The organism is Kosakonia sp. BYX6, from assembly GCF_038449125.1.
GTDB lineage: Bacteria > Pseudomonadota > Gammaproteobacteria > Enterobacterales > Enterobacteriaceae > Kosakonia > Kosakonia calanthes.
In genome coordinates this window covers 2,898,458-2,923,950 of the sequence record NZ_CP151800.1, presented here as the reverse complement: position 1 = coordinate 2,923,950, position 25,493 = coordinate 2,898,458, and the positions used below count along the sequence as shown (strand labels likewise).

Annotated in this window: 21 protein-coding genes, 2 tRNA genes, 1 other RNA gene and 1 pseudogene; 15 read left to right on the top strand and 10 right to left on the bottom strand. The window is 53.9% G+C overall.

Going from position 1 to position 25,493, the window contains the following annotated elements; genetic code table 11:
• The first annotated feature begins 104 nt into the window (after positions 1-104).
• From AAEY27_RS13765 to AAEY27_RS13745, 5 genes are read left to right on the top strand one after another with little or no spacing between them, the layout of a single operon-like run.
• The gene (locus tag AAEY27_RS13765) at positions 105-1,604 is read left to right on the top strand and encodes a sugar ABC transporter ATP-binding protein (RefSeq protein WP_342321168.1); all 1,500 of its coding nucleotides are present in this window, start codon (positions 105-107) and stop codon (positions 1,602-1,604) included.
• Positions 1,597-2,586, top strand: coding sequence for an ABC transporter permease (locus AAEY27_RS13760; protein WP_342321167.1), 990 nt, complete (start codon positions 1,597-1,599; stop codon positions 2,584-2,586). The genes AAEY27_RS13765 and AAEY27_RS13760 overlap by 8 nt, the downstream gene beginning before the upstream one ends.
• A 1-nt stretch (position 2,587) precedes the next feature.
• Complete coding sequence (locus AAEY27_RS13755) at positions 2,588-3,541, top strand: ABC transporter permease (protein ID WP_342321166.1); 954 nt, start codon at positions 2,588-2,590, stop codon at positions 3,539-3,541.
• A gap of 16 nt (positions 3,542-3,557) precedes the next feature.
• Entirely contained in the window at positions 3,558-5,195 is a 1,638-nt protein-coding gene (locus tag AAEY27_RS13750) for an FGGY-family carbohydrate kinase (RefSeq protein WP_342321165.1), read from the top strand.
• Positions 5,192-5,794, top strand: coding sequence for an SIS domain-containing protein (locus AAEY27_RS13745; RefSeq protein WP_342321164.1), 603 nt, complete (start codon positions 5,192-5,194; stop codon positions 5,792-5,794). The genes AAEY27_RS13750 and AAEY27_RS13745 overlap by 4 nt, the downstream gene beginning before the upstream one ends.
• A 120-nt stretch (positions 5,795-5,914) precedes the next feature.
• On the opposite strand, the gene AAEY27_RS13740 is transcribed toward AAEY27_RS13745, so the two are convergent.
• From AAEY27_RS13740 to putA, 3 genes and pseudogenes are all read right to left on the bottom strand, one after another.
• Positions 5,915-6,358 carry a DUF943 family protein gene (locus tag AAEY27_RS13740; protein ID WP_342321163.1) on the bottom strand — a complete coding sequence of 148 codons (444 nt, stop codon included), beginning with the start codon at positions 6,356-6,358 and terminating at the stop codon, positions 5,915-5,917.
• Positions 6,351-7,114, bottom strand: a pseudogene (locus AAEY27_RS22440) (DUF3289 family protein). Before AAEY27_RS22440 ends, AAEY27_RS13740 begins: the two are co-directional and overlap by 8 nt.
• Positions 7,115-7,325: 211 nt before the next feature.
• Positions 7,326-11,285: a trifunctional transcriptional regulator/proline dehydrogenase/L-glutamate gamma-semialdehyde dehydrogenase gene (gene putA / locus AAEY27_RS13730; RefSeq protein ID WP_342321160.1), complete on the bottom strand. Its 3,960-nt coding sequence runs from the start codon at positions 11,283-11,285 to the stop codon at positions 7,326-7,328.
• A gap of 418 nt (positions 11,286-11,703) precedes the next feature.
• On the opposite strand from putA, the gene putP reads away from it, so the two are divergent.
• The 5 genes from putP to phoH all read left to right on the top strand — a co-directional run bounded on the left by putP (position 11,704) and on the right by phoH (position 18,048).
• Positions 11,704-13,212, top strand: a complete 1,509-nt coding sequence (gene putP, locus AAEY27_RS13725) for a sodium/proline symporter PutP (RefSeq protein ID WP_342321158.1) — start codon at positions 11,704-11,706, stop codon at positions 13,210-13,212.
• A 220-nt stretch (positions 13,213-13,432) separates the two neighbouring features.
• Entirely contained in the window at positions 13,433-14,266 is an 834-nt protein-coding gene (efeU, locus tag AAEY27_RS13720; protein ID WP_342321157.1) for an iron uptake transporter permease EfeU, read from the top strand.
• 39 nt (positions 14,267-14,305) lie between these two features.
• Positions 14,306-15,433 carry an iron uptake system protein EfeO gene (efeO, locus tag AAEY27_RS13715; RefSeq protein WP_342321156.1) on the top strand — a complete coding sequence of 376 codons (1,128 nt, stop codon included), beginning with the start codon at positions 14,306-14,308 and terminating at the stop codon, positions 15,431-15,433.
• Between the two features lie 4 nt (positions 15,434-15,437).
• Positions 15,438-16,721 carry an iron uptake transporter deferrochelatase/peroxidase subunit gene (gene efeB, locus AAEY27_RS13710; protein ID WP_342321155.1) on the top strand — a complete coding sequence of 428 codons (1,284 nt, stop codon included), beginning with the start codon at positions 15,438-15,440 and terminating at the stop codon, positions 16,719-16,721.
• Between the two features lie 538 nt (positions 16,722-17,259).
• The gene (phoH, locus tag AAEY27_RS13705; RefSeq protein WP_342325577.1) at positions 17,260-18,048 is read left to right on the top strand and encodes a phosphate starvation-inducible protein PhoH; all 789 of its coding nucleotides are present in this window, start codon (positions 17,260-17,262) and stop codon (positions 18,046-18,048) included.
• Positions 18,049-18,368: 320 nt separating this feature from the next.
• Here the strand turns inward: phoH and AAEY27_RS13700 are convergent.
• From AAEY27_RS13700 to AAEY27_RS13690, 3 genes are all read right to left on the bottom strand, one after another.
• Positions 18,369-18,505, bottom strand: a non-coding RNA gene (locus tag AAEY27_RS13700) — RtT sRNA.
• 45 nt (positions 18,506-18,550) lie between these two features.
• Positions 18,551-18,638, bottom strand: a tRNA-Ser gene (locus tag AAEY27_RS13695).
• A gap of 385 nt (positions 18,639-19,023) precedes the next feature.
• Positions 19,024-19,111: transfer RNA gene (locus AAEY27_RS13690), tRNA-Ser, on the bottom strand.
• 240 nt (positions 19,112-19,351) lie between these two features.
• Here AAEY27_RS13690 and ghrA point away from each other — a divergent pair.
• From ghrA to AAEY27_RS13670, 4 genes are all read left to right on the top strand, one after another.
• Positions 19,352-20,290, top strand: coding sequence for a glyoxylate/hydroxypyruvate reductase GhrA (gene ghrA / locus AAEY27_RS13685; protein WP_342321154.1), 939 nt, complete (start codon positions 19,352-19,354; stop codon positions 20,288-20,290).
• Between the two features lie 83 nt (positions 20,291-20,373).
• A complete protein-coding gene (locus tag AAEY27_RS13680) occupies positions 20,374-21,111 on the top strand; it encodes a phosphatase (RefSeq protein WP_342321153.1) in 738 nt (245 codons plus the stop codon).
• A 19-nt stretch (positions 21,112-21,130) separates the two neighbouring features.
• Positions 21,131-21,685 carry a TorD/DmsD family molecular chaperone gene (locus tag AAEY27_RS13675; RefSeq protein WP_342321152.1) on the top strand — a complete coding sequence of 185 codons (555 nt, stop codon included), beginning with the start codon at positions 21,131-21,133 and terminating at the stop codon, positions 21,683-21,685.
• 102 nt (positions 21,686-21,787) lie between these two features.
• Positions 21,788-22,270 carry a DUF1097 domain-containing protein gene (locus AAEY27_RS13670; protein ID WP_342321150.1) on the top strand — a complete coding sequence of 161 codons (483 nt, stop codon included), beginning with the start codon at positions 21,788-21,790 and terminating at the stop codon, positions 22,268-22,270.
• A 25-nt stretch (positions 22,271-22,295) separates the two neighbouring features.
• Here AAEY27_RS13670 and csgG read toward each other — a convergent pair whose 3' ends face one another.
• From csgG to csgD, 4 genes are read right to left on the bottom strand one after another with little or no spacing between them, the layout of a single operon-like run.
• Positions 22,296-23,129, bottom strand: coding sequence for a curli production assembly/transport protein CsgG (gene csgG, locus AAEY27_RS13665; protein ID WP_342321149.1), 834 nt, complete (start codon positions 23,127-23,129; stop codon positions 22,296-22,298).
• 11 nt (positions 23,130-23,140) lie between these two features.
• On the bottom strand, positions 23,141-23,554 hold the full coding sequence (gene csgF / locus AAEY27_RS13660; RefSeq protein ID WP_342321148.1) for a curli production assembly/transport protein CsgF: 414 nt from the start codon (positions 23,552-23,554) through the stop codon (positions 23,141-23,143).
• A gap of 27 nt (positions 23,555-23,581) precedes the next feature.
• Positions 23,582-23,971, bottom strand: a complete 390-nt coding sequence (csgE, locus tag AAEY27_RS13655; protein ID WP_342321147.1) for a curli production assembly/transport protein CsgE — start codon at positions 23,969-23,971, stop codon at positions 23,582-23,584.
• Positions 23,972-23,975: 4 nt separating this feature from the next.
• A complete protein-coding gene (gene csgD, locus AAEY27_RS13650; protein WP_342321145.1) occupies positions 23,976-24,626 on the bottom strand; it encodes a biofilm master transcriptional regulator CsgD in 651 nt (216 codons plus the stop codon).
• A gap of 426 nt (positions 24,627-25,052) precedes the next feature.
• On the opposite strand from csgD, the gene csgB reads away from it, so the two are divergent.
• The gene (gene csgB / locus AAEY27_RS13645; protein WP_342321143.1) at positions 25,053-25,493 is read left to right on the top strand and encodes a curli minor subunit CsgB; all 441 of its coding nucleotides are present in this window, start codon (positions 25,053-25,055) and stop codon (positions 25,491-25,493) included.

Below are 25,493 nucleotides of genomic sequence, written 5' to 3'. Positions count from 1 at the left end.
CTTTCAGGCCACACCAGGGAACCGGAACGCCGGCCGTCAGGCCGGCTCTTCCGCCGCAGATTTTAACCTCGCGTCCATCACAGGCGCTGGCAGAGGTATTGTCGATGACCGACACCACCGCATTTATCACTCTTGAGAATATCAGCAAGCAATTCCCGGGCGTGCTGGCGCTGGATAACGTGAATCTCACGCTGAAAAAAGGCGAAGTTCACTGTCTGGCAGGGCAAAACGGCTGCGGAAAAAGCACGATTATCAAGGTCATTTCCGGCGTTTATCACCCGGAAAAGGGCGCCAGTATTGCACTGGACGGCAAGCTGTTTCACCACCTGACGCCGCCGCTTTCCGCCCATTACGGCATCCAGGTGATTTACCAGGATCTGTCGTTATTCCCCAATTTCAGCGTGGCAGAAAATATTGCTCTGCACCGCTATCTGCCCGGCGGCGACATTTGGGTGCGCCGTGGCGCAATGCGCGCGCAAGCGCTGGCGGCGATGGCGCGCATTGGCGTGCGCCTCGACCCCGATAAAAAAGTCGAAAAACTCTCGATTGCCGACCGCCAACTGGTGGCGATTTGCCGCGCCATCGCCGCCGATGCCCGGCTGGTGATTATGGACGAACCGACGGCGTCGCTGACCCGTCAGGAAGTGAATGGTTTGCTGCGCGTGGTCAACGAACTGAAAGCAGCCGGTATTTGCGTGGTGTTTGTCAGCCACCGCCTCGACGAAGTGATGGAAGTGGCGGATCGCATCAGCGTAATGCGCGACGGCAAACTGATCGGCACCTGGCCGGCGAGTGAACTCGATAGCCACGAGCTGGCGTATCTGATGACCGGGCAGCGCTTTCACTACAGCCCACTGCCGGAAAAACCGCCGGTGGAACAAACGCCGATGCTTGAGCTGCGCCATTTGAGCCGCAAAGGCAAGTACCGCGACATCAACCTTGCGCTGCGCAGCGGTGAAATCGTATCAATTGTCGGTCTGCTGGGTTCCGGGCGCACCGAGTTGTGCATGAGCTTGTTTGGCATGACGAGGCCGGAAGATGGCGAAATACGCATCAATGATAAGCCCGTCAAACTGCGCAACAACCATGACGCCATCCGTCACGGTATCGGTTATGTCTCGGAAGACCGTCTGACACAGGGGCTGATCATGGAGCAATCGATCTATGACAACACCATCGTCACCGTCTTCGACAAATTACACACCCGCAGCGGCTTGCTTGATCACGCCAAAGCCGGGCAACTGGTCAATGACCTGATTCGCAATCTGAATATCAAAGTGTCCGATCCGCAGTTGCCGGTTAAAACCCTTTCCGGTGGTAATGCACAGCGTATCGCTATCGCCAAATGGGTCGCCACACAGCCGCGAATTTTGATCCTCGATTCGCCCACCGTTGGCGTCGACATCGCCAACAAAGAGGGTATTTATCAGATTGCCCGCCAGTTGGCGGAGCAGGGGATGGCGGTGCTGATGATTTGCGATGAAATCCCGGAAGCCTATTACAACAGCCATCGCGTGCTGGTGATGCGCCAGGGGGAATTGGTGGCGGAGTTTAACCCGCACCGTTGTACAGAACAGGAGATCGCGGAGGTGGTCAATGCGTAACGCCTCGCTTGCCCGTTTGGTAGGGCAACACGAATTCTGGCTGGGCCTGCTGGTGATTGCGCTGGCGGTTGGCCTCAGCATCCGTACCGATGAGTTTTTAACCCTCGGCAACCTGACCGATGTCGCCACCAGTTACGCCATTCTCGGCATTCTGGCCTGCGGATTGTTTGTGGTGTTGATCTCCGGTGGGATCGACATCTCATTCCCGGCGATGACAGCGATTGCACAATACGCCATGGCCAGTTGGGTCATTGCCCACGGCGGCAACTTCGCGCTGGCGCTGGCTTTGTCGATGGCGGTCGGGCTGCTGCTCGGTTTGATCAACGGTTTTCTGGTCTACTGGCTGCGCGTTCCGGCGATCATCATCACCATCGCCACGTTGAACGTCTATTACGGCCTGCTGGTGTACGCCACCAAAGGCACCTGGCTGTATGGCTTCCCGGACTGGTTTATGAACGGCATTAACTGGTTCTCCTTTACCGGATCCGATGGCTACGACTACGGCTTAACGCTGCCGTTGCTGTGCCTTGCCGCGACCATTATTTTCACCGCCGTATTGATGAATTATACCCGCCTGGGCCGCCAGATTTATGCCATGGGCGGCAACCGTGACGCGGCGTCGCGCCTCGGGCTGAACCTGCTGAAGCTGCATTTTTACGTCTACGGCTATATGGGCATTCTCGCCGGTGTGGCGGCGGTGGTGCAGGCGCAAATTACCCAGTCGGTCGCGCCGAACTCGCTGCTCGGTTTTGAACTGACGGTGTTAGCGGCGGTGGTGCTTGGCGGCACGAGCATGTCCGGCGGCCGCGGAACCTTAACCGGCACGTTACTCGGGGTTATTCTGCTGGCCTTCTTACAAAATGGGTTAACGCTGCTCGGCGTTTCGTCCTACTGGCACATGGTATTTAGCGGCGCGATTATTCTGGTGAGCATCAGCGCGACCGCGTGGCATGAAAAACGCAAACTCGCAAGGGAGCTTTAAGATGAAATCCATCGTCCGAATTCTGCCCGGTGATGCCATCATCCGCTTGCAATGCGTGATTATCATCGTCGTTGCCGTGGTGTTTTCCGCGTTGCTTGGCGGGCGCTTTTTCAGCGTCGCCAACTTCCAGTCCATCGGTTCACAACTGCCGATCCTCGGCATGCTGGCGCTCGGCATGGGCATCACCATGCTAACCGGCGGCATTAACTTATCGATCATTGCGGGCGCTAACGCCTGTTCGCTGGTGATGGCGGCGGTGATTGTCAGCCACCCGGATAACCCGCTGTTTCTCGGCCTGGCGCTGCTCGCCGGGTTGCTGGTGGCGGTGGCGATTGGTGCGCTGAATGGCGCGCTGGTGGCGTGGGTCGGTGTCTCGCCGATTCTTGCGACGCTTGGCACCATGACGCTGATTTCCGGCCTGAATATTTTGCTCTCCAACGGCACGGTGATTTCCGGTTTTCCGGCGGCTATTCAATATCTGGGAAATGCCACGATTGCCGGCATTCCGGTGGCGCTGCTGCTGTTTCTGCTGGTGGCGCTGTTGCTGTGGGTGCTGCTGGAACACACCACGCTGGGGCGCAGCCTCTATCTGGTGGGTTCCAACGAGCAGGCCACGCGCTACAGCGGTGTGAACACCGTACGCGTGCAAATCGCGGTGTATGTCATTTCGGCGATTCTCGGCTGGGTGGCCGCCATTTTGATGATGGCGAAGTTCAACTCGGCGAAAGCGGGCTATGGCGAGTCCTATCTTCTGGTGACCATTCTGGCCTCGGTGCTCGGCGGCATTAACCCGGACGGCGGCTTTGGTCGCGTACTCGGTCTGGTGCTGGCGCTGGTGGTACTGCAGATGCTGGAAAGCGGCTTTAACTTGTTGGGTATCAGCAGTTATCTGACGATGGCGCTCTGGGGCGCGGTGCTGATCCTCTTTATCGCATTACAGAATCGTAAAGCCTGATTGCAGGAGTAAAAGAATGGCGAGCTATTTTATTGGTGTGGATGTGGGGACCGGCAGTGCGCGCGCAGGCGTCTTTGATTTGACTGGCCGGATGGTCAGCCAGGCGAGCCGGGCCATTGAGATTTACCGTCCGCAGGCGGATTTTGTCGAGCAATCGTCCGACAACATCTGGCAGGCGGTGTGCAACGCCGTGCGTGACGCGGTGAACCAGGCGGATATCAACCCGATTCAGGTCAAAGGGCTGGGTTTTGACGCGACCTGTTCGCTGGTGGTGCTTGATAAAGAGGGCAACCCGCTGACCATTAGCCCGTCCGGGCGCAGCGAGCAGAACATCATTGTGTGGATGGACCACCGGGCGATTTCGCAGGCCGATCGCATCAATGCCACCCATCACCGGGTGCTGGATTATGTCGGCGGGATCATCTCGCCAGAGATGCAAACGCCAAAACTGCTGTGGCTGAAACAGCATATGCCGAACACGTGGGCGAACGCGGGTTATTATTTTGATCTGCCGGATTTCCTCACCTGGCGCGCGACGGGCGATGATACGCGCTCGCTGTGTTCGACGGTGTGTAAGTGGACGTATATGGGCCACGAAGATAAGTGGGACACCAGTTATTTCCGCCAGATTGGCCTTGAAGATCTGCTGGAACACGATGCGGAAAAAATTGGTCGCTATGTGAAAACCATGGGCGAACCGCTGGGGCGCGGCCTGACGCAGCGCGCCGCGACGGAGATGGGCTTGATGGCAGGCACGGCGGTGAGTGTGTCGATTATTGATGCTCACGCGGGCACGCTCGGCACGCTTGGCGCCAGCGGACCTTCCGGCGAAGTGGCGGATTTTGACCGCCGCGTCGCGCTGATTGGCGGCACGTCAACCGGGCATATGGCGATTTCACCGCAGGCGCGTTTTATCAGCGGCGTGTGGGGGCCCTATTACTCGGCGGTGCTGCCGGGCAGTTGGCTGAATGAAGGCGGGCAGTCGGCCACCGGGGCGCTTATCGATCATATTATTCAGTCCCATCCTTGTTATGAAACGCTGCTCGGCCAGGCGAAAGCGCAGGGGCAAACCATTTATGAAGTGCTGAACGCGCTGCTACGTAAGATGGCGGGCGAGCCGGAGAATATCGCTTTCCTGACCCGCGATATTCATATTTTGCCGTACTTCCACGGCAACCGTTCGCCACGCGCGAACCCGACATTGACCGGGGTGATCAGCGGCCTGAAGCTGTCGCGCACGCCGGAAGATATGGCGCTGCAGTATCTGGCGACGATTCAGGCAATCGCTCTGGGAACGCGGCATATCATCGAAACCATGAATCAAAGTGGTTACAGCATCGATACGGTGATGGCGAGCGGCGGCGGCACCAAAAATCCGATCTTTGTGCAGGAGCACGCTAATGCCACCGGCTGCGCCATGTTGCTGCCGGAAGAGAGTGAAGCGATGTTGCTCGGCGGGGCGATGATGGGCACCGTGGCGGCGGGCGTGTTCGACAGTTTCCCGGAAGCGATGTCGGCAATGAGCCGGATTGGTAAAACCGTGACCCCGCAGACCAATCGTATTAAGCAGTATTACGATCGCAAATACACCGTGTTCCACGAGATGTATCAGGATCATATGAAGTACCGCAAATTGATGCAGGAGGAGGCATGACCGACAGTTGGCGTCAGGCCTGTGGTGCCTGGCAGATTTACAGCGAAGAGTTGGCAGCGCTCAGCCAGCATCTTAACGAGGAAACGTGGGCGGCGCTGATGGCGGAACTGCGCGGCTGCAAAGGGAAGATTGCGGTGACGGGTGTCGGCACTTCCGGCATTGCGGCACGTAAAATTGCCCATATGCTGGCCTGCGTCGAGCGCCCGGCGATTTATCTCAATGCCACCGATGCGGCGCACGGCGATTTAGGGTTTCTCGATGAGCATGATCTGGTGATCATGCTGTCGCGCGGCGGCAATTCCGAAGAGTTGACGCGCCTGCTGCCCGGTCTGGCGGTAAAAGATATCCCGATTATTTGCGTAACGGAAAACCACGCTTCGGCGATTGCGCTGGCGTCGCGGCTGGTTATCTCTACTGGCGTGCAGCGGGAGATCGATCCGCTGAATATGCTGGCCACCACCTCGATTGTGCTGGCGCTCGCCATTTTCGACGCCGCCTGCGGCTGCCTGATGAGCGAAAGCGGTTATTCGAAAGAGACATTGCTCGCCGTGCACCCCGGCGGCGATGTCGGCTTAACATTACGAACCAAAGCGCCGTAAAAACACAACGCCGGGTGGCGGCTTCGCCTTACCCGGCCTACACAATCATCACTACATGAGCTTGTTGGGCGTGAATCTATAACTCTCAATAAAACGCATCCTCGACTATTCAGATATGGATTAATCGAGGTTTATTTTTTTATCGCCAAGCTGAATATCAACACCACCACTTTTATTATTTTTAATTCGCATAATAAGATCTTTGTCTATGCATTTTTCGCTGTCATTATTAAAACACATCATATCTTGCGTGTCTGAGTTGAAAACTTTAATGTCCCCTTTGGGCTTCGCCTTAAAACCATCACCGTAGTTCCATATACTGATATACCAATCACCATCTTTTGCCGGGGCAGGGATATTGAATTTTTTTTGCAATGTTGCTTTGTTTATTTTCCACCACTCTATTTTTCCTTTCTCGGTTAATGGGAAGTTTTTCACCGCAACGTTGGAAAAATTCAAATTTTGATCGGTTATCATAATCTCAGTTTGCCTGGAAAAATTTATATAGATGATGGAAGCCACTAATACAGAGATTGTGAAAATTAGCACTTTAGTTTTAATCATTTTTTGATCCTTTTATTTCTAAACACGTTTCCATGTTGGTAAAAAAAGGTTTGAATCCATAATTTCTTGAACGTTGTAATATAAACCAAGTTTTAAAGAAATAGAACTGGTTAAATTTCCAGTTTTTAATATCAATCTGGTCTAATCCAAAGTGATCCTGAACTCTGTATCTTATCAATGCCTTGTACTCATTTTTGTTAATATCAAGGTCACTAAGATAAATCTCTGTGCTGTAGGTATCATGCACAGCTAAACCTAATCCATTGAAATTATCTTGAATCCTCGTAAATTTCGGCAGTATACCGCCTTTTATATTTAATGTTATTTGAGGAATAGCGTCTCCAGGCAATATCTTTTTTTGTAGTCGATATTTTTATCAAGAATTTCTTTGATTCTTATAATGGAGTTGTTGGATGACTTATCTGAAACAATAGTGTGATTAAGTGCTGCATTTAAAGTCGCATTACTGAAACTTTGCCCGTTCATGGTCTGCATATGCGTAAATAGTTGCTTAATAATCCCACTATAAGAACCGTAAAATGAGAATGGTAACGTCAGTTTTCTTAAATCATTGAACATCAATTCTATGCACTCTTTTTTGCTGATTTTCTTTCCTGCTATTGGTGAATAGAAACGGCTTTGCGGATGGTTGAAAGGTGAAATCAGTTGCATTGTATATGGGTTGACTACTGTAGATACATCACGAAGATTTAGATGGTCTTGCAGAAATGAGTCCGAAAGATCCCCGTATTTCATATCATCAGAGCTGCTGTCGTTGAATTTTCTCTGCGTTGAATAGACGAGTAAAGGTTCCATGTCATTAATCTCCTTAATTACTCATCGCAGAAGTCTAAACCATCACATACAAAAAAGGCACCCACAGGATGCCCATAGCAGCAATGTAAAAGAATCTGGAATGGCTCCCGATCCGGTGCCATTCCAAAGAAGCTTTATTATCGATACTGCTTTAACCAATCGTCATCAAGCTGGCGTTGCCGCCTGCGGCAGCGGTGTTAACGCTGAGTGAACGTTCCAGCCACAGGCGTTCCAGCAGGATATTGGTTTCGCCGCGTGCGAAGCCTTGCACCGAAACGATCGCGCCATCGCGCGCGGCGACGCTTTCGCACAGGCGGACAAGCTGGTCGGAGTCGCCGTGGAAAATCACCGCCTCGAACGCTTGCGCCATCAATGCCTCGGCTTTGGCGAACTGAATGCGTTTGCTGACCGCTTCCGGCAACTGCTTCGCCAGATCCCTGAACAGCGCTTCATCCGGCCACAACACCTGGCTGCCGCATGCCATCACCGCCGCCAGTTGCGCCAGCGCATCCTGCTCGTTATCGGCTACGCACAGCACACGTTCGCGCGGTACCAGCGTCCAACTGTTGCGCTCGCCGGTTGGGCCTGGCAACAGGCGTTGCGTACCCGCTTGCGCCAGCTCGCCATACTGGCGGCACAGCTGTTGCAGCGCCGGGCGGCTGTCTGCCCACGCGGTTAGTGCTTCCAGCGGCTGTGTCAGCACAGACTTCAACTGCATATCCACCGGGCGCTGCGCATCCTGGCGCGCCAGCGTTTTCTGCACCGCGTTTTCCGGACGGCTGCCTAACAGGCGATAGAGATAGAGTGGCCCACCGGCTTTCGGCCCGGTACCGGACAAACCTTCACCGCCAAACGGCTGTACACCCACCACGGCGCCGACCATATTGCGGTTCACATACAGGTTGCCGACGTGCGCATTGCCCGTCACCTGGGCGATGGTTTCATCGATACGCGTATGCACGCCGAGCGTCAGACCGTAACCGGAGGCATTGATCTGCTCGACCAGCTTATCAAGCTGATTCCGGCGGTAGCGCACAACATGCAGCACCGGCCCGAAGACCTCTTTTTGCAGTTCGTCAAAACTCTCCAGTTCAATCAGCGTCGGGGCGACAAAGGTGCCGGTGCGCCATTCGCGGGCATCTTCGCCGTTTTCATTCACCGCCTGGAAGACAGTGCGGCCTTTCGCCCGCATCGCCTGAATATGGTTCTCGATATTGCCTTTCGCTTCACTGTCGATAACCGGGCCGATGTCCGTGGTCAGACGTCCTGGATTCCCCATTCGGCATTCGGCCATCGCGCCGCGCAGCATGGTCAGTGTGTGGTCGGCGATATCATCTTGCAGGCAGAGCACGCGCAGCGCCGAACAGCGTTGCCCGGCACTGTCGAACGCTGAAGCCAGCACATCAATCACCACCTGTTCGGTCAGCGCGGAAGAGTCGACAATCATCGCGTTCATACCGCCGGTTTCGGCGATAAGCGGTGTCGGCCGACCTTGCGCATCCAGGCGCGTGGCGATATTGCGTTGCAGCAGCGTCGCCACATCGGTGGAACCGGTAAACATCACGCCGCGCACGCGCGCATCGGACGTTAACTGTGCGCCGACGGTTTCACCGCGCCCCGGCAGCAGTTGCAGCACGCCAGCAGGTACGCCCGCTTCGAGCAGAATTTCCACGCCCTGAGCGGCAATCAGCGGCGTTTGCTCTGCCGGTTTTGCCAGCACGCTATTGCCTGCCGCCAGCGCGGCGGCAATCTGCCCGGTAAAGATCGCCAGCGGGAAGTTCCACGGGCTGATACACACTACCGGCCCGAGCGGGCGATGGGTTTCGTTATCAAAATCGGCGCTCACCTGGCCCGCGTAGTAGCGCAGGAAATCGACCGCTTCACGCACTTCGGCAATGGCGTTGCTGAAGGTTTTGCCTGCTTCACGCACCAGAATGCCGATCAGCGTCTGCATGTTATCTTCCATCAGCACGGCGGCGCGTTGCAGGATCGCCGCACGCTCTTGCGGTGGTGTGGCAAACCAGATTGGCGCGTGGTTCACCGCGTTATCCAGCGCTTTGTTGACGTTGGCTTCACTGGCTTCAATCACATACCCGACGGTATCTTTTGGTTCGGCAGGGTTTACCACCGGTGCGGCTTCGCCTTCCATCACCGTTTGTTCAAGGATCGGGCGGGCATACCATTTTTGCGCCGCGCTATTCAGCAATGCCGACGAGAGCGAGGCCAGCCGGTGTTCGTTCGCCAGATCCAGCCCGGCGGCGTTAATGCGTCCTTCGCCATACAGCGCGCGGGGCAGGGCGATTTTCGGATGCGGTAGACCCACTTGGCCTTCCTGGGCGGCGAGTTTCTCGGCTTCGGCGACCGGATCGGCGACCAGCTCATCAAGCGGCAGGGTGTTGTCGGCAATGCGATTCACGAACGAGGTGTTGGCGCCGTTTTCCAACAGACGGCGCACCAGGTAAGCCAGCAGCGTTTCATGGGTTCCGACCGGGGCGTAAATACGGCATGGGCGGTTCAGCTTGCCGTCGGCAACTTTACCGACCACCTCCTCGTACAGCGGTTCACCCATGCCGTGCAGACACTGGAACTCATACTGACCCGGATAGTAATTCTGCCCGGCCAGTTGATAAATCGCCGCCAGCGTGTGGGCGTTATGGGTGGCGAATTGCGGGTAAATCAGATTCGGTACAGCCAGCAATTTTTTCGCGCAGGCGAGGTAGGAAACATCGGTGTACACCTTGCGGGTGTAAACCGGATAACCTTCCAGGCCTTCCATCTGCGCGCGCTTGATTTCGCTATCCCAATAAGCGCCTTTCACCAGGCGGATCATCAGACGGCGACGGCTGCGGGTAGCCAGATTGATCAGGTAATCAATGACAAACGGACAGCGCTTTTGGTACGCCTGAATCACAAAACCGATGCCGTTCCAGCCTTCGAGTTCCGGTTCGAAACAGAGTTTTTCCAGCAGATCGAGGGAGATCTCCAGGCGGTCGGCTTCTTCCGCATCAATGTTAATGCCGATGTCGTACTGACGGGCCAGCAGGGTTAACGATTTCAGGCGCGGATAAAGCTCTTCCATGACGCGATCGTACTGCGCACGGCTGTAACGCGGATGCAGGGCAGAAAGCTTGATGGAAATGCCCGGCCCTTCGTAAATCCCGCGGCCATTCGATGCTTTGCCGATGGCGTTGATCGCCTGCTGATAAGAGACCATATAGGCCTGCGCGTCGGCGGCGGTCAGTGCGGCTTCACCGAGCATATCGTAAGAGTAGCGGAACCCTTTCTCTTCCAGTTTGCGGGCGTTTGCCAGCGCTTCGGCGATGGTTTCACCCGTCACAAACTGCTCGCCCATCAGGCGCATCGCCATATCCACGCCTTTGCGGATCAGCGGTTCGCCGCTTTTCCCGATAATGCGGTTCAAGGCGTGGGAGAGGTTGGCTTCGTTGTGCGTCGACACCAGGCGGCCGGTAAACAGCAGCCCCCAGGTGGCGGCATTAACAAACAACGACGGGCTGCGGCCAATGTGCGACTGCCAGTTGCCGTTGCTGATTTTGTCGCGGATCAGTGCATCACGCGTGGCTTTATCGGGAATACGCAGCAGCGCTTCCGCAAGGCACATCAGCGCCACGCCTTCCTGCGATGACAGGGAGAATTCCTGCAACAGGCTTTGCACCATACCCGCGCGACCGGACGCCGTTTTTTGATTACGTAATTTTTCGGCTAACTGGTAGGCCAGTTTATGGGCGCTTTCCGCCACCGGCTGCGGCAGACGTGCTTGTTCAAGCAGCATTGGCACGGCATCGGTTTCCGCCCAGCGCCAGGCGCTGGTGATTGCGGCGCGGGAAACGGACTGCGGCAGGATCTGTTCGGCAAATTCAAGAAACGGCTGATGGCTCTCTTCGATAATGGCGCTGCTTTCTTCTTCCGGCGCGGCGGAGGATTGCGCGCCCGCCAGTTCCGGTAACCCCTCACTGCTTTCCAGTTTTTCAAGGAAGTTAAAAATAGCCTGTTTAATCAACCAGTGTGGCGTGCGGTCGATGGTGGCAGCGGCGGCTTTGATCCTTTCGCGTGTGGCGTCATCAAGCTTGACCCCCATGGTCGTGGTGCCCATGCGTTGCTCCTGTTTTTTACGTTGTTTTGCAGTTAGGCAGAAATATCTACCATGTTGCAACTTTGTGCAACCTTGTTAAGCGTGACCGGGTTGGCAAGGTGGGAAATGAATGAAATGTTAATTACTGGTAACGGTAAGCAGCGCAGCCCATTGCGCTGGTAAGGCCGTAAATATGCGGTGGATAACACTTTTCAAAGGTGCAACCGTCAAAAGTGTGACACAGTGCAACCTATGGCGTGTCGAGATCAAAGTCTGGATGAATTTGATGTAAATGCTGTGTTAAATCAATTGTGAATAAGTGAGGCTTCCGGCAGGATACGGTCGCTTCTAATAATACATACGCACCATCGCTACGTTCCGGCGGTGGATAAAAGCGGCGAATAGATATTTGCCGACGAAGGATCCTGGAGACTGCTTTATGGCAATTAGCACACCGATGCTGGTGACATTTCTTATTTATATCTTTGGCATGATTCTGATTGGTTTTGTCGCGTGGCGATCGACGAAAAACTTTGACGATTATATTCTCGGTGGCCGCAGTCTTGGCCCATTTGTCACGGCACTTTCGGCGGGTGCATCCGATATGAGCGGCTGGCTATTAATGGGGTTGCCTGGCGCGATTTTTATTTCCGGCATTTCCGAAAGTTGGATTGCCATTGGCCTGACGCTCGGCGCGTGGATTAACTGGAAACTGGTGGCAGGCCGTTTGCGCGTGCACACCGAGGCGAACAATAACGCCCTGACGTTACCGGATTATTTCACCGGGCGTTTTGAAGATAACAGCCGCCTGCTGCGGATTATCTCGGCGGTGGTCATTTTGGTGTTCTTCACCATTTATTGTGCGTCCGGCATTGTTGCCGGGGCGCGCCTGTTCGAAAGCACCTTCGGCATGAGCTATGAAACCGCGCTGTGGGCCGGGGCAGCGGCCACCATCATTTACACCTTTATCGGCGGCTTCCTGGCGATCAGCTGGACCGACACGGTGCAGGCGAGCCTGATGATTTTCGCGCTGATCCTGACGCCGGTGATTGTCATCATCTCCGTTGGTGGTTTTGGTGATTCGCTGGACGTCATCAAGCAGAAAAGTATTGAAAACGTCGACATGCTGAAAGGCCTCAATTTCGTCGCCATTGTTTCGCTGATGGGGTGGGGGCTGGGCTACTTTGGTCAACCGCATATTCTGGCGCGCTTTATGGCGGCGGATTCTCACCACACTATCGTGCATGCGCGTCGTATCAGCATGACCTGGATGATCCTCTGCCTTGCTGGCGCGGTGGCCGTGGGTTTCTTCGGTATTGCTTACTTCAACAACAACCCATCACTCGCTGGTGCAGTGAACCAGAACTCTGAGCGCGTGTTCATTGAACTGGCGCAAGTGCTGTTTAACCCATGGATTGCCGGAATATTGCTGTCGGCGATTCTGGCGGCGGTAATGTCAACGCTGAGCTGCCAGTTGCTGGTGTGTTCCAGCGCAATTACGGAAGATTTCTACAAAGCGTTTCTGCGTAAAGGCGCAAGCCAGACCGAACTGGTGTGGGTGGGTCGTGCGATGGTGCTGCTGGTGGCGCTGATTGCCATTGCGCTGGCGGCAAACCCGGAAAACCGCGTGCTGGGCCTGGTGAGCTACGCGTGGGCAGGCTTCGGCGCGGCGTTTGGCCCGGTGGTGCTGTTCTCTGTTATGTGGTCGCGCATGACCCGCAACGGCGCACTGGCCGGGATGATCATTGGTGCGGTCACCGTGATTGTCTGGAAACATTACGCCTGGCTGGATCTGTATGAAATCATTCCGGGCTTCGTGTTTGGCAGCCTCGGTATTGTGGTGTTCAGCCTGTTTGGTAAAGCGCCGTCTGCGGCAATGCAGCAGCGTTTCGCCGAAGCCGACTCGCATTACCGTTCTGCGCCGCCATCCCGCGTAACGGTTGAATAATCTGCAAGAGAAACCCGCTGCGGCGGGTTTTTTATGGCTCCCTCCTTTTATTTTGCACTTCCGCGATTAACCCCTTGATTAGCCTGCTACCCAGTTACATCCAGTTATCATTCTCAACATATTTCGCTTGAGTTTCTTTTTTGCGTAATGATAATCACTATCACTGCAATTTACTTTTCTTTGCACCTTTTGACTGCGCATGACATTAAGGGCGTTCTCCATGTTTGTTCCATTTCTCATTATGTTACGTGAAGGCCTTGAAGCGGCGCTGATCGTCAGCCTCATCGCCAGCTACCTGAAACGCACGCAGCGCGGGCGTTGGATTGGCGTGATGTGGGTTGGCGTGTTCCTTGCCGCCGCACTTTGCCTGGGGTTGGGCGTTGCCATTAACGAAACTACCGGCGAATTCCCGCAAAAAGAGCAGGAGTTGTTCGAAGGGATTGTCGCGGTGATTGCCGTTGTCATCCTCACCTGGATGGTGTTCTGGATGCGTAAAGTGTCGCGCAACGTCAAAGTCCAACTCGAACAGGCGGTGGATAACGCGCTGGCCGGCAACAATAACCACGGTTGGGCGTTGATTCTGATGGTCTTTTTCGCCGTGGCGCGCGAAGGACTGGAATCGGTGTTCTTCCTGTTGGCGGCATTCCAGCAGGACGTTGGCATCTGGCCACCGCTTGGCGCGGTGCTCGGTTTAACCACCGCCGTAGTGCTCGGTTTTCTGCTCTATTGGGGCGGCGTGCGGCTTAATCTTGGCGCATTTTTCAAATGGACAAGTCTGTTTATTTTGTTTGTCGCCGCCGGGCTGGCCGCAGGTGCAATCCGCGCCTTCCATGAAGCCGGGCTGTGGAATCTTTTCCAGGATGTGGCGTTTGATTTAAGCAACGTGCTAACCACGCATTCGCTCACCGGCACCTTACTGGAAGGGATTTTGGGATACCAGGAAACGCCGAGCGTCAGCGAAGTGTTCGTCTATTTCGCTTATTTGATCCCGGCGCTGGTGCTGTTTGTCATACCGCCACGCGCCGGTGCGCAGCCTTCACGGGCGGCACCGTAATCACTTTATAGTTACAACACACTTAGTAAGGGAAGGGTCATGGCTATTCATTTTCGTCGTAGTGCATTACAGCTTGGGATTGCGGCGTTGATTTCTTGCGCTTTCGGGGTTCAGGCTGCGGATGTTCCGCAGGTGAAAGTTACAGTAACGGACAAACAGTGTGAGCCGATGAACCTGACGGTCAACGCCGGTAAAACACAATTTATTATCCTCAACCACAGCCAGAAAGCGCTCGAATGGGAAATCCTCAAAGGCGTGATGGTGGTGGAAGAGCGCGAAAACATCGCCCCTGGTTTTAGCCAGAAGCTGACCGCCAACCTGCAACCGGGCGAATATGATATGACTTGCGGTCTGCTCACCAACCCGAAAGGAAAGTTGATTGTTAAAGGCGAAGCCACGGCAGACGCGGCAAAAGGCGATGCGCTGCTGAGCCTGAGCGGGGCAATTACTGACTATAAAGCCTATGTTGTTGCTGAAACCGCGCAGTTGGTTTCCGGTACCAAAGCCTTTACCGATGCGGTGAAAGCGGGCGATATCGACAAAGCGAAAGCGCTGTATGCGCCAACGCGCCAGCACTACGAACGTATAGAACCGATTGCCGAACTCTTCTCCGATCTGGATGGCAGTATCGACGCCCGCGAAGATGATTACGAGCAAAAAGCCGCCGATCCGAAATTCACCGGTTTCCACCGTCTTGAAAAAGCGCTGTTTGGCGACAACAGCGTTAAAGACATGAGCCACTATGCCGATCAGCTCAACAGTGATGTGCTGGATCTGCAAACCCGCATTAACGAACTGGCTTTCCCGCCGTCAAAAGTGGTGGGTGGCGCCGCCGGTCTGATTGAAGAAGTGGCGGCGAGCAAAATCAGCGGCGAAGAAGATCGCTATAGCCACACCGATCTGTGGGACTTCCAGGCGAATGTCGATGGCGCCCAGAAAATCGTTGATTTACTGCGTCCGCAATTACAGAAAGAGAATGCTGAACTGCTGGCGAAAGTGGATGCCAACTTCAAGAAAGTGGATGCCATTCTGGCGAAATACCGCACCAAAGAGGGCTATGAAACTTACGACAAGTTGACCGATGCCGATCGCAATGCGTTAAAAGGGCCGATTACCACCCTGGCTGAAGACCTGGCTCAGCTGCGTGGTGTGCTGGGACTGGACTAATACCATGAAACAACATGATGACAACGGCGTCAGTGAGCCTTCCCGGCGCCGTTTATTAAAAAGTATGGGCGCGCTGGGAGGCGCGCTTGCGCTGACTGGCGGTTGCCCTGTCGCACACGCGGCAAAACCGCAAAGCGCACCGGGCACGCTCTCGCCGGATTCCCGCATGGAAAAACAGCCTTTTTTGGGCGAGCACCAGAGCGGCATTTTGACGCCGCAACAGGCGTCGATGATGCTGGTGGCCTTTGATGTACTGGCGGCGAATAAAACCGACCTTGAACGTTTATTTCGCTTACTGACACAGCGCATTACGTTTCTCACCGCCGGCGGCCCGGCGCCGGATACGCCAAACCCGCGCCTGCCGCCAATGGATTCCGGCATCCTCGGGCCGTTTATCGCGCCGGATAACCTGACCATCACGGTTTCTGTCGGCCAGTCGCTGTTCGACGAACGCTTTGGGTTAAGCGCACTGAAACCGAAAAAGCTGCAAAAGATGGAGCGTTTCCCCAACGACTCCCTCGATGCGGCGCTGTGTCATGGCGATCTGCTGTTGCAGATTTGCGCCAACACGCAGGACACGGTGATTCACGCGCTGCGCGATCTGATCAAACACACGCCGGATTTGCTCAGCGTGCGCTGGAAGCGGGAAGGGTTTATTTCCGATCACGCGGCGCGCAGCCAGGGTAAAGAGACGCCGGTTAATCTGCTGGGTTTTAAAGACGGCACCGCCAACCCGGACAGCAGCGATAACGCGCTGATGGACAACGTGGTGTGGGTGACCGGCGAACAGGGAGAACCAGCTTGGGCGGTGGGCGGTAGCTATCAGGCGGTGCGCATTGTCCAGTTCCATGTCGAGTTCTGGGATCGTACCCCGTTGAAAGAGCAGCAGACGATTTTCGGGCGCGATAAACATTCTGGCGCACCGCTTGGTATGCAGAATGAACACGATGTCCCGGATTACACCAAAGATCCCGACGGCGATGTGATTGCCCTCGACAGCCATATCCGCCTGGCGAACCCGCGTACGCAGGAGACGCAATCCAGCCTGATGATGCGCCGGGGTTATAGTTATTCGCTCGGCGTGACCAATTCTGGGCAACTGGATATGGGCCTGCTGTTTGTCTGCTATCAGCACGACCTGGAAAAAGGTTTTTTGACCGTGCAAAAGCGCCTGAACGGAGAGGCGCTGGAGGAGTACATTCGCCCGATCGGCGGTGGGTACTTCTTTGTGCTGCCTGGCGTGAAAGAGAACAGCCACTATCTTGCTCAGCCATTACTCGATGCGTAAAGATCCTATCCTGCTCGCTCCGGGCAGGATGTTCTGTTATCCGTTGTTCCAGAACATCTCTTTTCTGCCATCCAGATATCATTTTTTCGTATTAGAAAGTATCTGTTATTTTACTGTAATATTCCTGAACGAAACTCTGTACAGCGACGCAGAGGTCATGCACGTTATCTTTAAGTAAAAATAATGTTGCAATGATGCTACGCTTTAAGGTAATTAGTAAAAGCGGTTATCCCCTGCGGTGATGAAGTTTATCTGGAGATCGCGGATGGTAAAGTCCTGTAGCGGACACACAAAAAGACCACGCAAGACCCGGCACGAAGGTGTGACCTTCGGCAGTGACTTCTTCACCCCTGAATTTTCCTTCTCTTATTCCTTATCTCCTTCCAGCGATGTGACAGACGATAATGCTGTCCGTTCTGCCACGTCATTTTCAAAGGCAAGCAAAGGCTTACAAGGAAGCCAACCCTCAGACGTTTGTGCGCATAATGGCGTCGATTTCGACGCGCGTGATGTAAACCAACAACTCAAGGTGCTATCCATGGGAAGACAGAAAGCAGTGATCAAAGCTCGTCGTGAAGCGAAACGCGTGCTGAGACGTGATTCACGCAGTCATAAACAACGTGAAGAAGAGTCGGTCACCTCGCTTGTGCAGATGAGTGGCGTTGAAGCAATTGGCATGGCGCGGGACAGCCGTGATACATCTCCAATTGCCGCGCGTAATGAAGCTCAGGAGCACTACCTGAATGCTATTGAGAGTAAGCAACTGATTTTCGCAACGGGCGAAGCGGGATGCGGAAAAACGTGGATCAGCGCGGCAAAAGCTGCCGAGGCCCTGATCCATAAGGACGTGGAGAGGATTATTGTCACCCGACCGGTTCTGCAAGCCGATGAAGATCTCGGCTTCTTACCCGGTGATATTTCGGAGAAGTTCGCGCCTTACTTCCGGCCCGTTTATGACGTGCTGTTGAAACGCCTGGGCGCGTCCTTTATGCAATACTGCCTGCGACCTGAGATTGGTAAGGTGGAAATCGCGCCGTTCGCCTATATGCGCGGACGTACCTTTGAAAATGCAGTGGTCATTCTCGACGAGGCTCAGAATGTCACTGCTGCGCAAATGAAGATGTTTTTGACGCGCCTCGGGGAGAACGTGACCGTGATTGTTAACGGTGATATCACCCAGTGTGATTTGCCCGCGGGTGTGAAATCCGGCTTGAGCGATGCGCTGGCGCGTTTTGAGGAAGATGAGATGATCGGCGTGGTGCGTTTTAACAAAGATGACTGCGTACGCTCCGCACTCTGTCAACGTACGTTAAAAGCGTACGATTGAGGTGGTTGGTGCTTAAGAATAAAACCCGGGAAACCGGGTTTTATTTTTTTATCGCCAGCAAAATTGCCTGATGGCGGCTGCGCCTTATCAGGCCTACTCAGGCTTGTAGGCCGGATAAGCGTAAGCGCCATCCGGCGAAATGTTGGCGTGGGGATTGACTCGCTTCGCTCGCCCTTCGGGCAGATTCCTCGCGGGCTCGTCATCTGTCCAACGGGCAGTTGCCCGTTGTCGAACCCCGGTCGGGGATTCTCATCCCCCCCTGGCGGAAGAATATAAAAGAAAAAAGCCCGTACTTTCGTACAGGCTCTCATCTGAAATAATGGCGGTGAGGGGGGGATTGACTCGCTTCGCTCGCCCTTCGGGCAGACTCCTCGCGGGCTCGTCATCTGTCCAACGGGCAGTTGCCCGTTGTCGAACCCCGGTCGGGGATTCTCATCCCCCCGGCATATTGCAATATGCGAAAAAAAAGCCCGCATTTGCATGCGAGCTCTTCTTTAAATAATGGCGGTGAGGGGGGGATTCGAACCCCCGATACGTTGCCGTATACACACTTTCCAGGCGTGCTCCTTCAGCCACTCGGACACCTCACCACATTGTATTGCTACCCGCCACTTAGGTGGGCAACGGGGCGCTACTATAGGGAGTTGCGCTGAAGCGGTCAAGCAGATTTTCAGCTTTCATAATTGTTCGCTTAAGGTGTGAGCAATGGCGGGATTTGGCGTGGATTATGCGGGGATTTGCGGGGTTCAAGCAGTGTCGGATGGCGCTAATGCTTATCCGACCTACAGGCCCGAGTAGGCCTGATAAGGCGCAGCCGCCATCAGGCGTTGGACACAGATGCTGAAGAGGGGATCGGGGGGATTGACTCGCTTCGCTCGCCCGTTGTCGAACCCCGGTCGGGGGGCTCATCCCCCCGGCATATTGCAATATGCGAAAAAAAAGCCCGCATTTGCATGCGAGCTCTTCTTTAAATAATGGCGGTGAGGGGGGGATTCGAACCCCCGATACGTTGCCGTATACACACTTTCCAGGCGTGCTCCTTCAGCCACTCGGACACCTCACCACATTGTCTTCCCGATGTTGCCGGGACGGGCGCTAATGTAGGGAAAACCCGTAACGCCGTCAATCTTCTTTTTCAATAAATTGGCGCGTTTAGGCAAACTTCAAACAACCTGCTTCTTAAACGTTCTGAAATCGCTTTTTTTCTCGTCACGGCACTTTCTGCGCGTGACGCTGAATATATTTGTTATGCTAATCAGCCGCATAAAAAATCGCCAACAACACAACATTCGCTGGAGTTGACATGGACATAATCTTTTATCACCCCTCATTTGATAACCACTACTGGGTTAATGCGCTGAGCCGCGCGTTACCGCAGGCTAACATTCGTATTTGGACGCGTGGCGATAACGCACCCGCCGATTATGCACTGGTGTGGCATCCGCCTGTTGAAATGCTTAAAGGGCGCACGCTGAAGGGCGTCTTTGCGCTGGGCGCCGGTGTCGACGCCATTCTCAGCCAGTTAAAAAACAACCCGGATATGCTCGGTGAATCCATCCCGCTGTTTCGCCTTGAAGACACCGGTATGGCGCTGCAAATGCAGGAATATGCCGTAAGCCAGGTGCTGCACTGGTTTCGTCGTTTCGATGATTACCAGACCTTAAAACAGCAGGCGAAATGGCAGCCGCTCGATGAATATGAACGCGAAGATTTCACCATCGGCATTCTCGGCGCGGGTGTGTTGGGCGCGAAAGTTGCCGAAAGCCTCCACGCGTGGGGGTTCCCGCTGCGCTGCTGGAGCCGCAGCCGCAAATCGCTGCCTGGCGTAACCAGTTTCGCCGGAAGCAATGAATTGAGCGATTTCCTGCATGGCACCCGCGTGCTGATCAACCTGTTGCCGAACACGCCTGAAACTGCGGGCATCATCAACCATTCGCTGCTCGAGCAACTGGCGGATAACAGCTATGTGATGAACCTGGCGCGCGGTGTTCATGTGGTGGAGAGCGATCTGTTACAGGCGCTGGACAGCGGCAAAGTGAAGGGCGCGATGCTGGATGTGTTTAATCAGGAGCCGCTGCCTGCGAACAATCCGCTGTGGGCGCATCCGTGCGTAGCCATTACGCCGCATGTGGCGGCCGTGACCCGGCCTGCTGAAGCCATCGCTTTTATTAGCCGTACCATCGGGCAACTGGAGCGGGGCGAGCAAGTAAGCGGACGCGTGGACAGGCAACGCGGCTATTAATTGGAACCCGGCGTGGCCGGGTTTTCATTAAACTGTATAACGATAACTGCTATTCTTGCCGAAAATAACTACCGGAGTGAGCCATGTATCCCGTTGACCTGCATATGCATACCGTCGCCAGCACCCACGCTTACAGTACGCTTCACGACTATATTGCCGAGGCGAAACGCAAGGGCATCAAGCTTTTCGCGATTACCGATCACGGTCCGGATATGGCGGATGCCCCGCACTACTGGCACTTCGTCAATATGCGTATCTGGCCGCGCCTTATCGATGGCGTCGGCATTTTGCGCGGTATCGAAGCCAATATTAAAAACACCGACGGTGAGATTGACTGCACCGGCCCGATGTTAACGTCCCTGGATTTGATCATCGCCGGTTTCCACGAACCGGTTTTTGCGCCGCAAGACAAAGCCACGCATACCGAAGCGATGATCGCGACGATGGCCAGCGGCAATGTCCACATTATCAGCCACCCTGGCAACCCAAAATTTGAAGTCGATATTCCGGCGATTGCCGCGGCGGCGGCGAAATATGACGTGGCGCTGGAGATCAATAACTCTTCCTTTATTCACTCGCGCAAAGGCAGTGAAGCCAACTGCCGCGCAATTGCCGCCGCGGTACGCGATGCCGGCGGCTGGGTGGCGCTGGGGTCGGATTCTCATACCGCCTTCAGCCTGGGCGATTTTACCGAATGCCGTAAAGTGCTCGACGAGGTAGGATTCCCGGAAGATCGTATCCTTAATGTGTCGCCGCGCCGCCTGCTTAGCTTCCTGGAATCACGCGGCATGGCACCGATTAGCGAATTTGCTGAACTTTAATACTGACTGGAACAACAGAATGAACGAATTTTCTATCCTCTGCCGCGTGTTAGGCTCGCTGTTTTACCGCCAACCGCAAGATCCGCTGCTGGTGCCGCTGTACACCATGATCCGCGAGGGGAAGCTGGCGGCAAGCTGGCCGCTTGAGCAGGATGACCTGCTTGAACGCTTGCAGAAAAACTGCGATGCGCAGACGCTGGCCGCGGATTACAACGCGCTGTTTGTCGGTGAAGAGTGTCGTGTGTCGCCGTTTCGTAGCGCGTGGGTAGAAGGGGCAACGGAAGCCGAAGTGCGTTCCTTCTTATCCAGCCGTGGCATGCCGCTCACCAATGCGCCTGCCGATCATATCGGTACGTTATTGCTGGCGGCATCGTGGCTGGAAGATCACGCTGCCGAAGATGAAAGTGAAGCGCTGGAAACCCTGTTTGCCGACTATCTGCTGCCTTGGTGCGGCACCTTCTTTGGTAAGGTCGAAGCGCATGCGACTACGCCGTTTTGGCGCACCCTGGCGCCGCTGTCGCGCGATGCCATCTCGGCGATGTGGGACGAGTTGCAGGAAGAATCAGATGAATAAATGTGATTTTTATCACATATAAAATGTAACGCTTATTTTTAAGCTTCAATTAGTGTGCTGAATATCACATTGCACCGGTGCGCATCTGCTATGATGCGCGCCATGAACATTCTCCTTTCAATTGCGTTGACGACGGGCATTCTCTCTGGCCTTTGGGGCTGGGTGGCCGTCTCCCTCGGTTTATTAAGCTGGGCGGGTTTTCTCGGTTGTACGGCCTATTTCGCGTGCCCGCAAGGCGGCGTGAAAGGGCTGATTATTTCTGCCTGCACGGTCATGAGTGGCGTGGCATGGGCGCAAGTGATCATTCACGGTGCGGCGCTGGCTCCACATCTGGAGATCTTCGGTTATGTGATGACCGGCGTAGTGGCTTTTCTGATGTGCCTGCAAGCGAAAAACCTGCTGTTGTCATTTGTTCCCGGCACTTTTATTGGTGCCTGCGCGACGTTTGCCGGGCAGGGCGATTGGCGGTTGGTGGTGCCTTCGCTGGCGGTCGGTTTGCTGTTTGGCTATGCCATGAAAAACAGCGGGCTGTGGCTGGCATCGCGCCGCACGGTTCCTCTCTTGAAAGAACACGAAAAAGCGTGACCGAAGGGCCACGCTTTATTTGGCATCAGGATGTCGGCGGTGTTGCCATCTCGCGGTATTTGGTGAGTATTGCGTTATTACGCTCCGCTCTGTTTTGCAAATCCCATAACCCTCTGTCAATGCCGTCATTAATCAGCAGAATAACGCCCGTTTCGATGGCTGACATCAGGCACAACATCACCGGCTCGTTAGCGGTAAAACCCACTTCTCCTTCCAGCAGACGCTGGTAATCAATAAACCGGAACACGCCCGCCTGTACCTCGTAGGAGAGAATGGTTTTGCTGGTGTTCACCGAAGAGAGAATTTCGCCGGTGCTGACATTAATCACCCGCAAGTTGACGGCAATTTGATCCAGCTGATACTGCGTGTCACCGCCAATACCGAAGTAGCGCGCGCCGATACCGCCCGATTTGACATTGCTCTCATAACCAATAATCGATCCTTCCACCATCACATTCGCGGCGGTCAGTGATTGCAGCGGGTTGCGGTTATTTACCGCCACGGTGCCGTTTTCCTGCGCGGCGCGGATGATCTTGCGCTCATTAAGCAAGTTCTGCAGACCCTGGCGCTCCAGCGGCACGAACCAGCGGGAATCTTTCAGCGCAGTGACCAGCATCGCCGTGGCACTTTGCGGCACAGCAGTGGAGAAGTTACTTGCTGGATACGGCTTAAACTGCCCAGTCTCATCCTGAATGTTGTAGACCGAGACGAAAATCCTGCCGGTTGGCATCGGTAAATGCGTCAGATCGTTATAACTCTGCGCGCGTGGTAACAGCGTCGGTTTCGCGGCTTCTTTCGGCGGTGCGGTCAAACAACCGCTTAATAAGCACATGGCGAATAAAATCAATAAACGCGGCATAAGGGTTGTCCTTAAAAGTCGGTGGAACCGCTCTGCAAGCCCGATACCTGAATGGTGGATGTCTTGCCCGTTTTCCGGTCGGTGACATTTAATTGCAATTGCCCGTCTTTATTCGAAATATCGACGATAAAATCGCTGGTCACCATGCGCCCTGGTTTCCCCGTATTAATATTGGTGAGCAAGCCACCGAGTATTTGCGACTGAATGGCCTGGGTGAAGTTATCCAGTGCCGAGGTGGTTTCCACACCATAGTCGTCATAATTCGGATCGGTATAGGAATTTTGCGCCTGGGCGCTATTTAATAAAAAAGAACCGTTATTAGGATTGCCGCCGAAATTAGGATTGCGAAACTGAAATGTCATATTTCCGGCCCAACTTGCAGGGACAATGAGTAAAAAAGAAATTACGGCATATGCGATACGCATAATCGCCTCCGGGTAAGCATTACATTTTTAAAATTCGTCGCTCGCCATATCACCAATGCTGAGCAATGCCTGGTTTATTTGCTGGCGTTCGAGTGCTTGCTGGGTTTGCGCCAGCGCGATATCGACATTCGTTGCAAAGTCGCGTCGGGTCGGGAAAAGAAAGGTCTGGTAAACCACCTGCTGATTAATCGCGATGGTTATCCAGCTTCCCCAGCGGGCGCTTGGTCTTTCATTAATGGTTAAGTTGCCTGTCCAGCGGCTTTCCCATTTATCACTGAATGCACGGTAAAAATCATGTCCCACCGAGGAGACCGTGTGATCGGTTAATAAACCGGGAACCTCCACCTCGACAGCCCGTAAGGTTCCGGCGACAAGCAGTAAACAGCCTGTCGCAACAGCACAAAGCGCGCGTTTCATGGTGTTAACGCCTGAGGTTATCGTTCGCCCATGAGACGGCCTGCGTGCGGTTTTTAACTGCTATCTTCCTGAAAAGATTATAAAGATGGGTCTTTACGGTATTTTCACTAATAAACAGTGCGCGAGCGATTTCGATATTCGACGCGCCAACCCGCAGCTTATTGAGGATCTCTTTTTCCCGGTGCGTGAGCAATGCGGATTCAGTGCTGTAGTAGCGGTAATTGCCGGCGTGGGTGATCAGATAACTGGCCAGTTTTTGCGAGAAATAACACTCCCCGCGTTGAATACCCTGTAATCCATCAATCAGTTGAGTCTGATCGTCCGATGCGTAAAAGACACCGGTAATATTTGGCCAGCTTTCAATATCATGGAATGGATATTCAGTAGGTGTATTTAATAACAGTAATTTCAAATTCTTGTTTTTACGGGCTAATGTACTTTGCCAGTGATGAATAACCTTTTTATCCGCGTCCATCATATCGAATAAAACAACGCTCTGCGGCGGAATATCGTCGAGAGATCGTTGAATATTTTGCAGTTTTCCTGTTAACGACAGCGCATGTTTTAAATGCTGTAACAGGGCCGCGGCCTGCAATGACGGTTTGGTAATTAACAATAATATTGGAGTGGCTGAACTCTGGACTTCATTAAACATGATGAAACCCCGCTTATTTTTTATCGGCAGCTATCCCTATGTATTACGAGGGAAACCAGAAGCACTGACAGATGCTGTTAGCTTATGTAGGAATAAGTACTCAGCCCATAAAGGGGAAGGTAAGAAGAATTGATGAATACTGCTGGTTCAATCTAACCATTACCAACGTTAAAGCAAGTGTGAATGGTGTAACAGAATGTAAAAATAAATATTAAAATGTTATTTAAAATTCTGCTGGCCGCGAATATCGCCCCTTTCAGCTCGTTGAGATGATTCTCGTTATGATAAAAATATGACGAATAAGCCTGATCATACGGAAGTCTCAATAAGGTCAATAAAATCCTACTTGCGCGTGAGATATTTTATTTTTATCCCGCTCATACTCATTTTCGTAACGCGTAATTAACAGACTGCGGCGGTGACAGCATGAAAAATAAAATCGTTTTTATGATGTTAACCATGCTGGCGGGGCCAGGCATGGCAACCGCAGCAGGTTATGACCTGGCAAGTTCTGAATATAATCTGGCTTTCAATGAATTAAATCAGGCGGCAAATATTGATCAGCGCGGCTTAAATAATAATGCGCAAATTAATCAGAGCGGTTCGAAATTATTAGGCGTTATTTCTCAGCATGGCGGACGGAATTCCGCGCAGATTAATCAATCCGGGAATGAAAACGTGGCGTATATCGCTCAGGCCGGGAATGCCAACGATGCGAGCATTACGCAAGGCGCTTACGGAAACACCGCCGTGATTTTGCAAAAAGGCGCGGGTAACCGGGCGGCGATTACGCAGTTTGGTACACAAAAAACGGCAGTTGTTGTGCAGAGACAGTCGCAGATGGCCATCCGCGTTATTCAACGCTGA

What these genes read in the sequence shown, in the direction of transcription:
- AAEY27_RS13675 (WP_342321152.1), top strand. Translation starts at nt 21,131, where the DNA reads ATGAACGAATTTTCTATCCTCTGCCGCGTGTTAGGCTCGCTGTTTTAC.
- csgE (WP_342321147.1), bottom strand. Translation starts at nt 23,971, where the DNA reads ATGAAACGCGCGCTTTGTGCTGTTGCGACAGGCTGTTTACTGCTTGTC.
- AAEY27_RS13765 (WP_342321168.1), top strand. Translation starts at nt 105, where the DNA reads ATGACCGACACCACCGCATTTATCACTCTTGAGAATATCAGCAAGCAA.
- putA (WP_342321160.1), bottom strand. Translation starts at nt 11,285, where the DNA reads ATGGGCACCACGACCATGGGGGTCAAGCTTGATGACGCCACACGCGAA.
- csgD (WP_342321145.1), bottom strand. Translation starts at nt 24,626, where the DNA reads ATGTTTAATGAAGTCCAGAGTTCAGCCACTCCAATATTATTGTTAATT.
- AAEY27_RS13745 (WP_342321164.1), top strand. Translation starts at nt 5,192, where the DNA reads ATGACCGACAGTTGGCGTCAGGCCTGTGGTGCCTGGCAGATTTACAGC.
- AAEY27_RS13755 (WP_342321166.1), top strand. Translation starts at nt 2,588, where the DNA reads ATGAAATCCATCGTCCGAATTCTGCCCGGTGATGCCATCATCCGCTTG.
- AAEY27_RS13750 (WP_342321165.1), top strand. Translation starts at nt 3,558, where the DNA reads ATGGCGAGCTATTTTATTGGTGTGGATGTGGGGACCGGCAGTGCGCGC.
- AAEY27_RS13680 (WP_342321153.1), top strand. Translation starts at nt 20,374, where the DNA reads ATGTATCCCGTTGACCTGCATATGCATACCGTCGCCAGCACCCACGCT.
- csgF (WP_342321148.1), bottom strand. Translation starts at nt 23,554, where the DNA reads ATGCGTATCGCATATGCCGTAATTTCTTTTTTACTCATTGTCCCTGCA.
- AAEY27_RS13760 (WP_342321167.1), top strand. Translation starts at nt 1,597, where the DNA reads ATGCGTAACGCCTCGCTTGCCCGTTTGGTAGGGCAACACGAATTCTGG.
- efeO (WP_342321156.1), top strand. Translation starts at nt 14,306, where the DNA reads ATGGCTATTCATTTTCGTCGTAGTGCATTACAGCTTGGGATTGCGGCG.
- efeU (WP_342321157.1), top strand. Translation starts at nt 13,433, where the DNA reads ATGTTTGTTCCATTTCTCATTATGTTACGTGAAGGCCTTGAAGCGGCG.
- putP (WP_342321158.1), top strand. Translation starts at nt 11,704, where the DNA reads ATGGCAATTAGCACACCGATGCTGGTGACATTTCTTATTTATATCTTT.
- csgB (WP_342321143.1), top strand. Translation starts at nt 25,053, where the DNA reads ATGAAAAATAAAATCGTTTTTATGATGTTAACCATGCTGGCGGGGCCA.
- efeB (WP_342321155.1), top strand. Translation starts at nt 15,438, where the DNA reads ATGAAACAACATGATGACAACGGCGTCAGTGAGCCTTCCCGGCGCCGT.
- phoH (WP_342325577.1), top strand. Translation starts at nt 17,260, where the DNA reads ATGGGAAGACAGAAAGCAGTGATCAAAGCTCGTCGTGAAGCGAAACGC.
- ghrA (WP_342321154.1), top strand. Translation starts at nt 19,352, where the DNA reads ATGGACATAATCTTTTATCACCCCTCATTTGATAACCACTACTGGGTT.
- AAEY27_RS13670 (WP_342321150.1), top strand. Translation starts at nt 21,788, where the DNA reads ATGAACATTCTCCTTTCAATTGCGTTGACGACGGGCATTCTCTCTGGC.
- AAEY27_RS13740 (WP_342321163.1), bottom strand. Translation starts at nt 6,358, where the DNA reads ATGATTAAAACTAAAGTGCTAATTTTCACAATCTCTGTATTAGTGGCT.
- csgG (WP_342321149.1), bottom strand. Translation starts at nt 23,129, where the DNA reads ATGCCGCGTTTATTGATTTTATTCGCCATGTGCTTATTAAGCGGTTGT.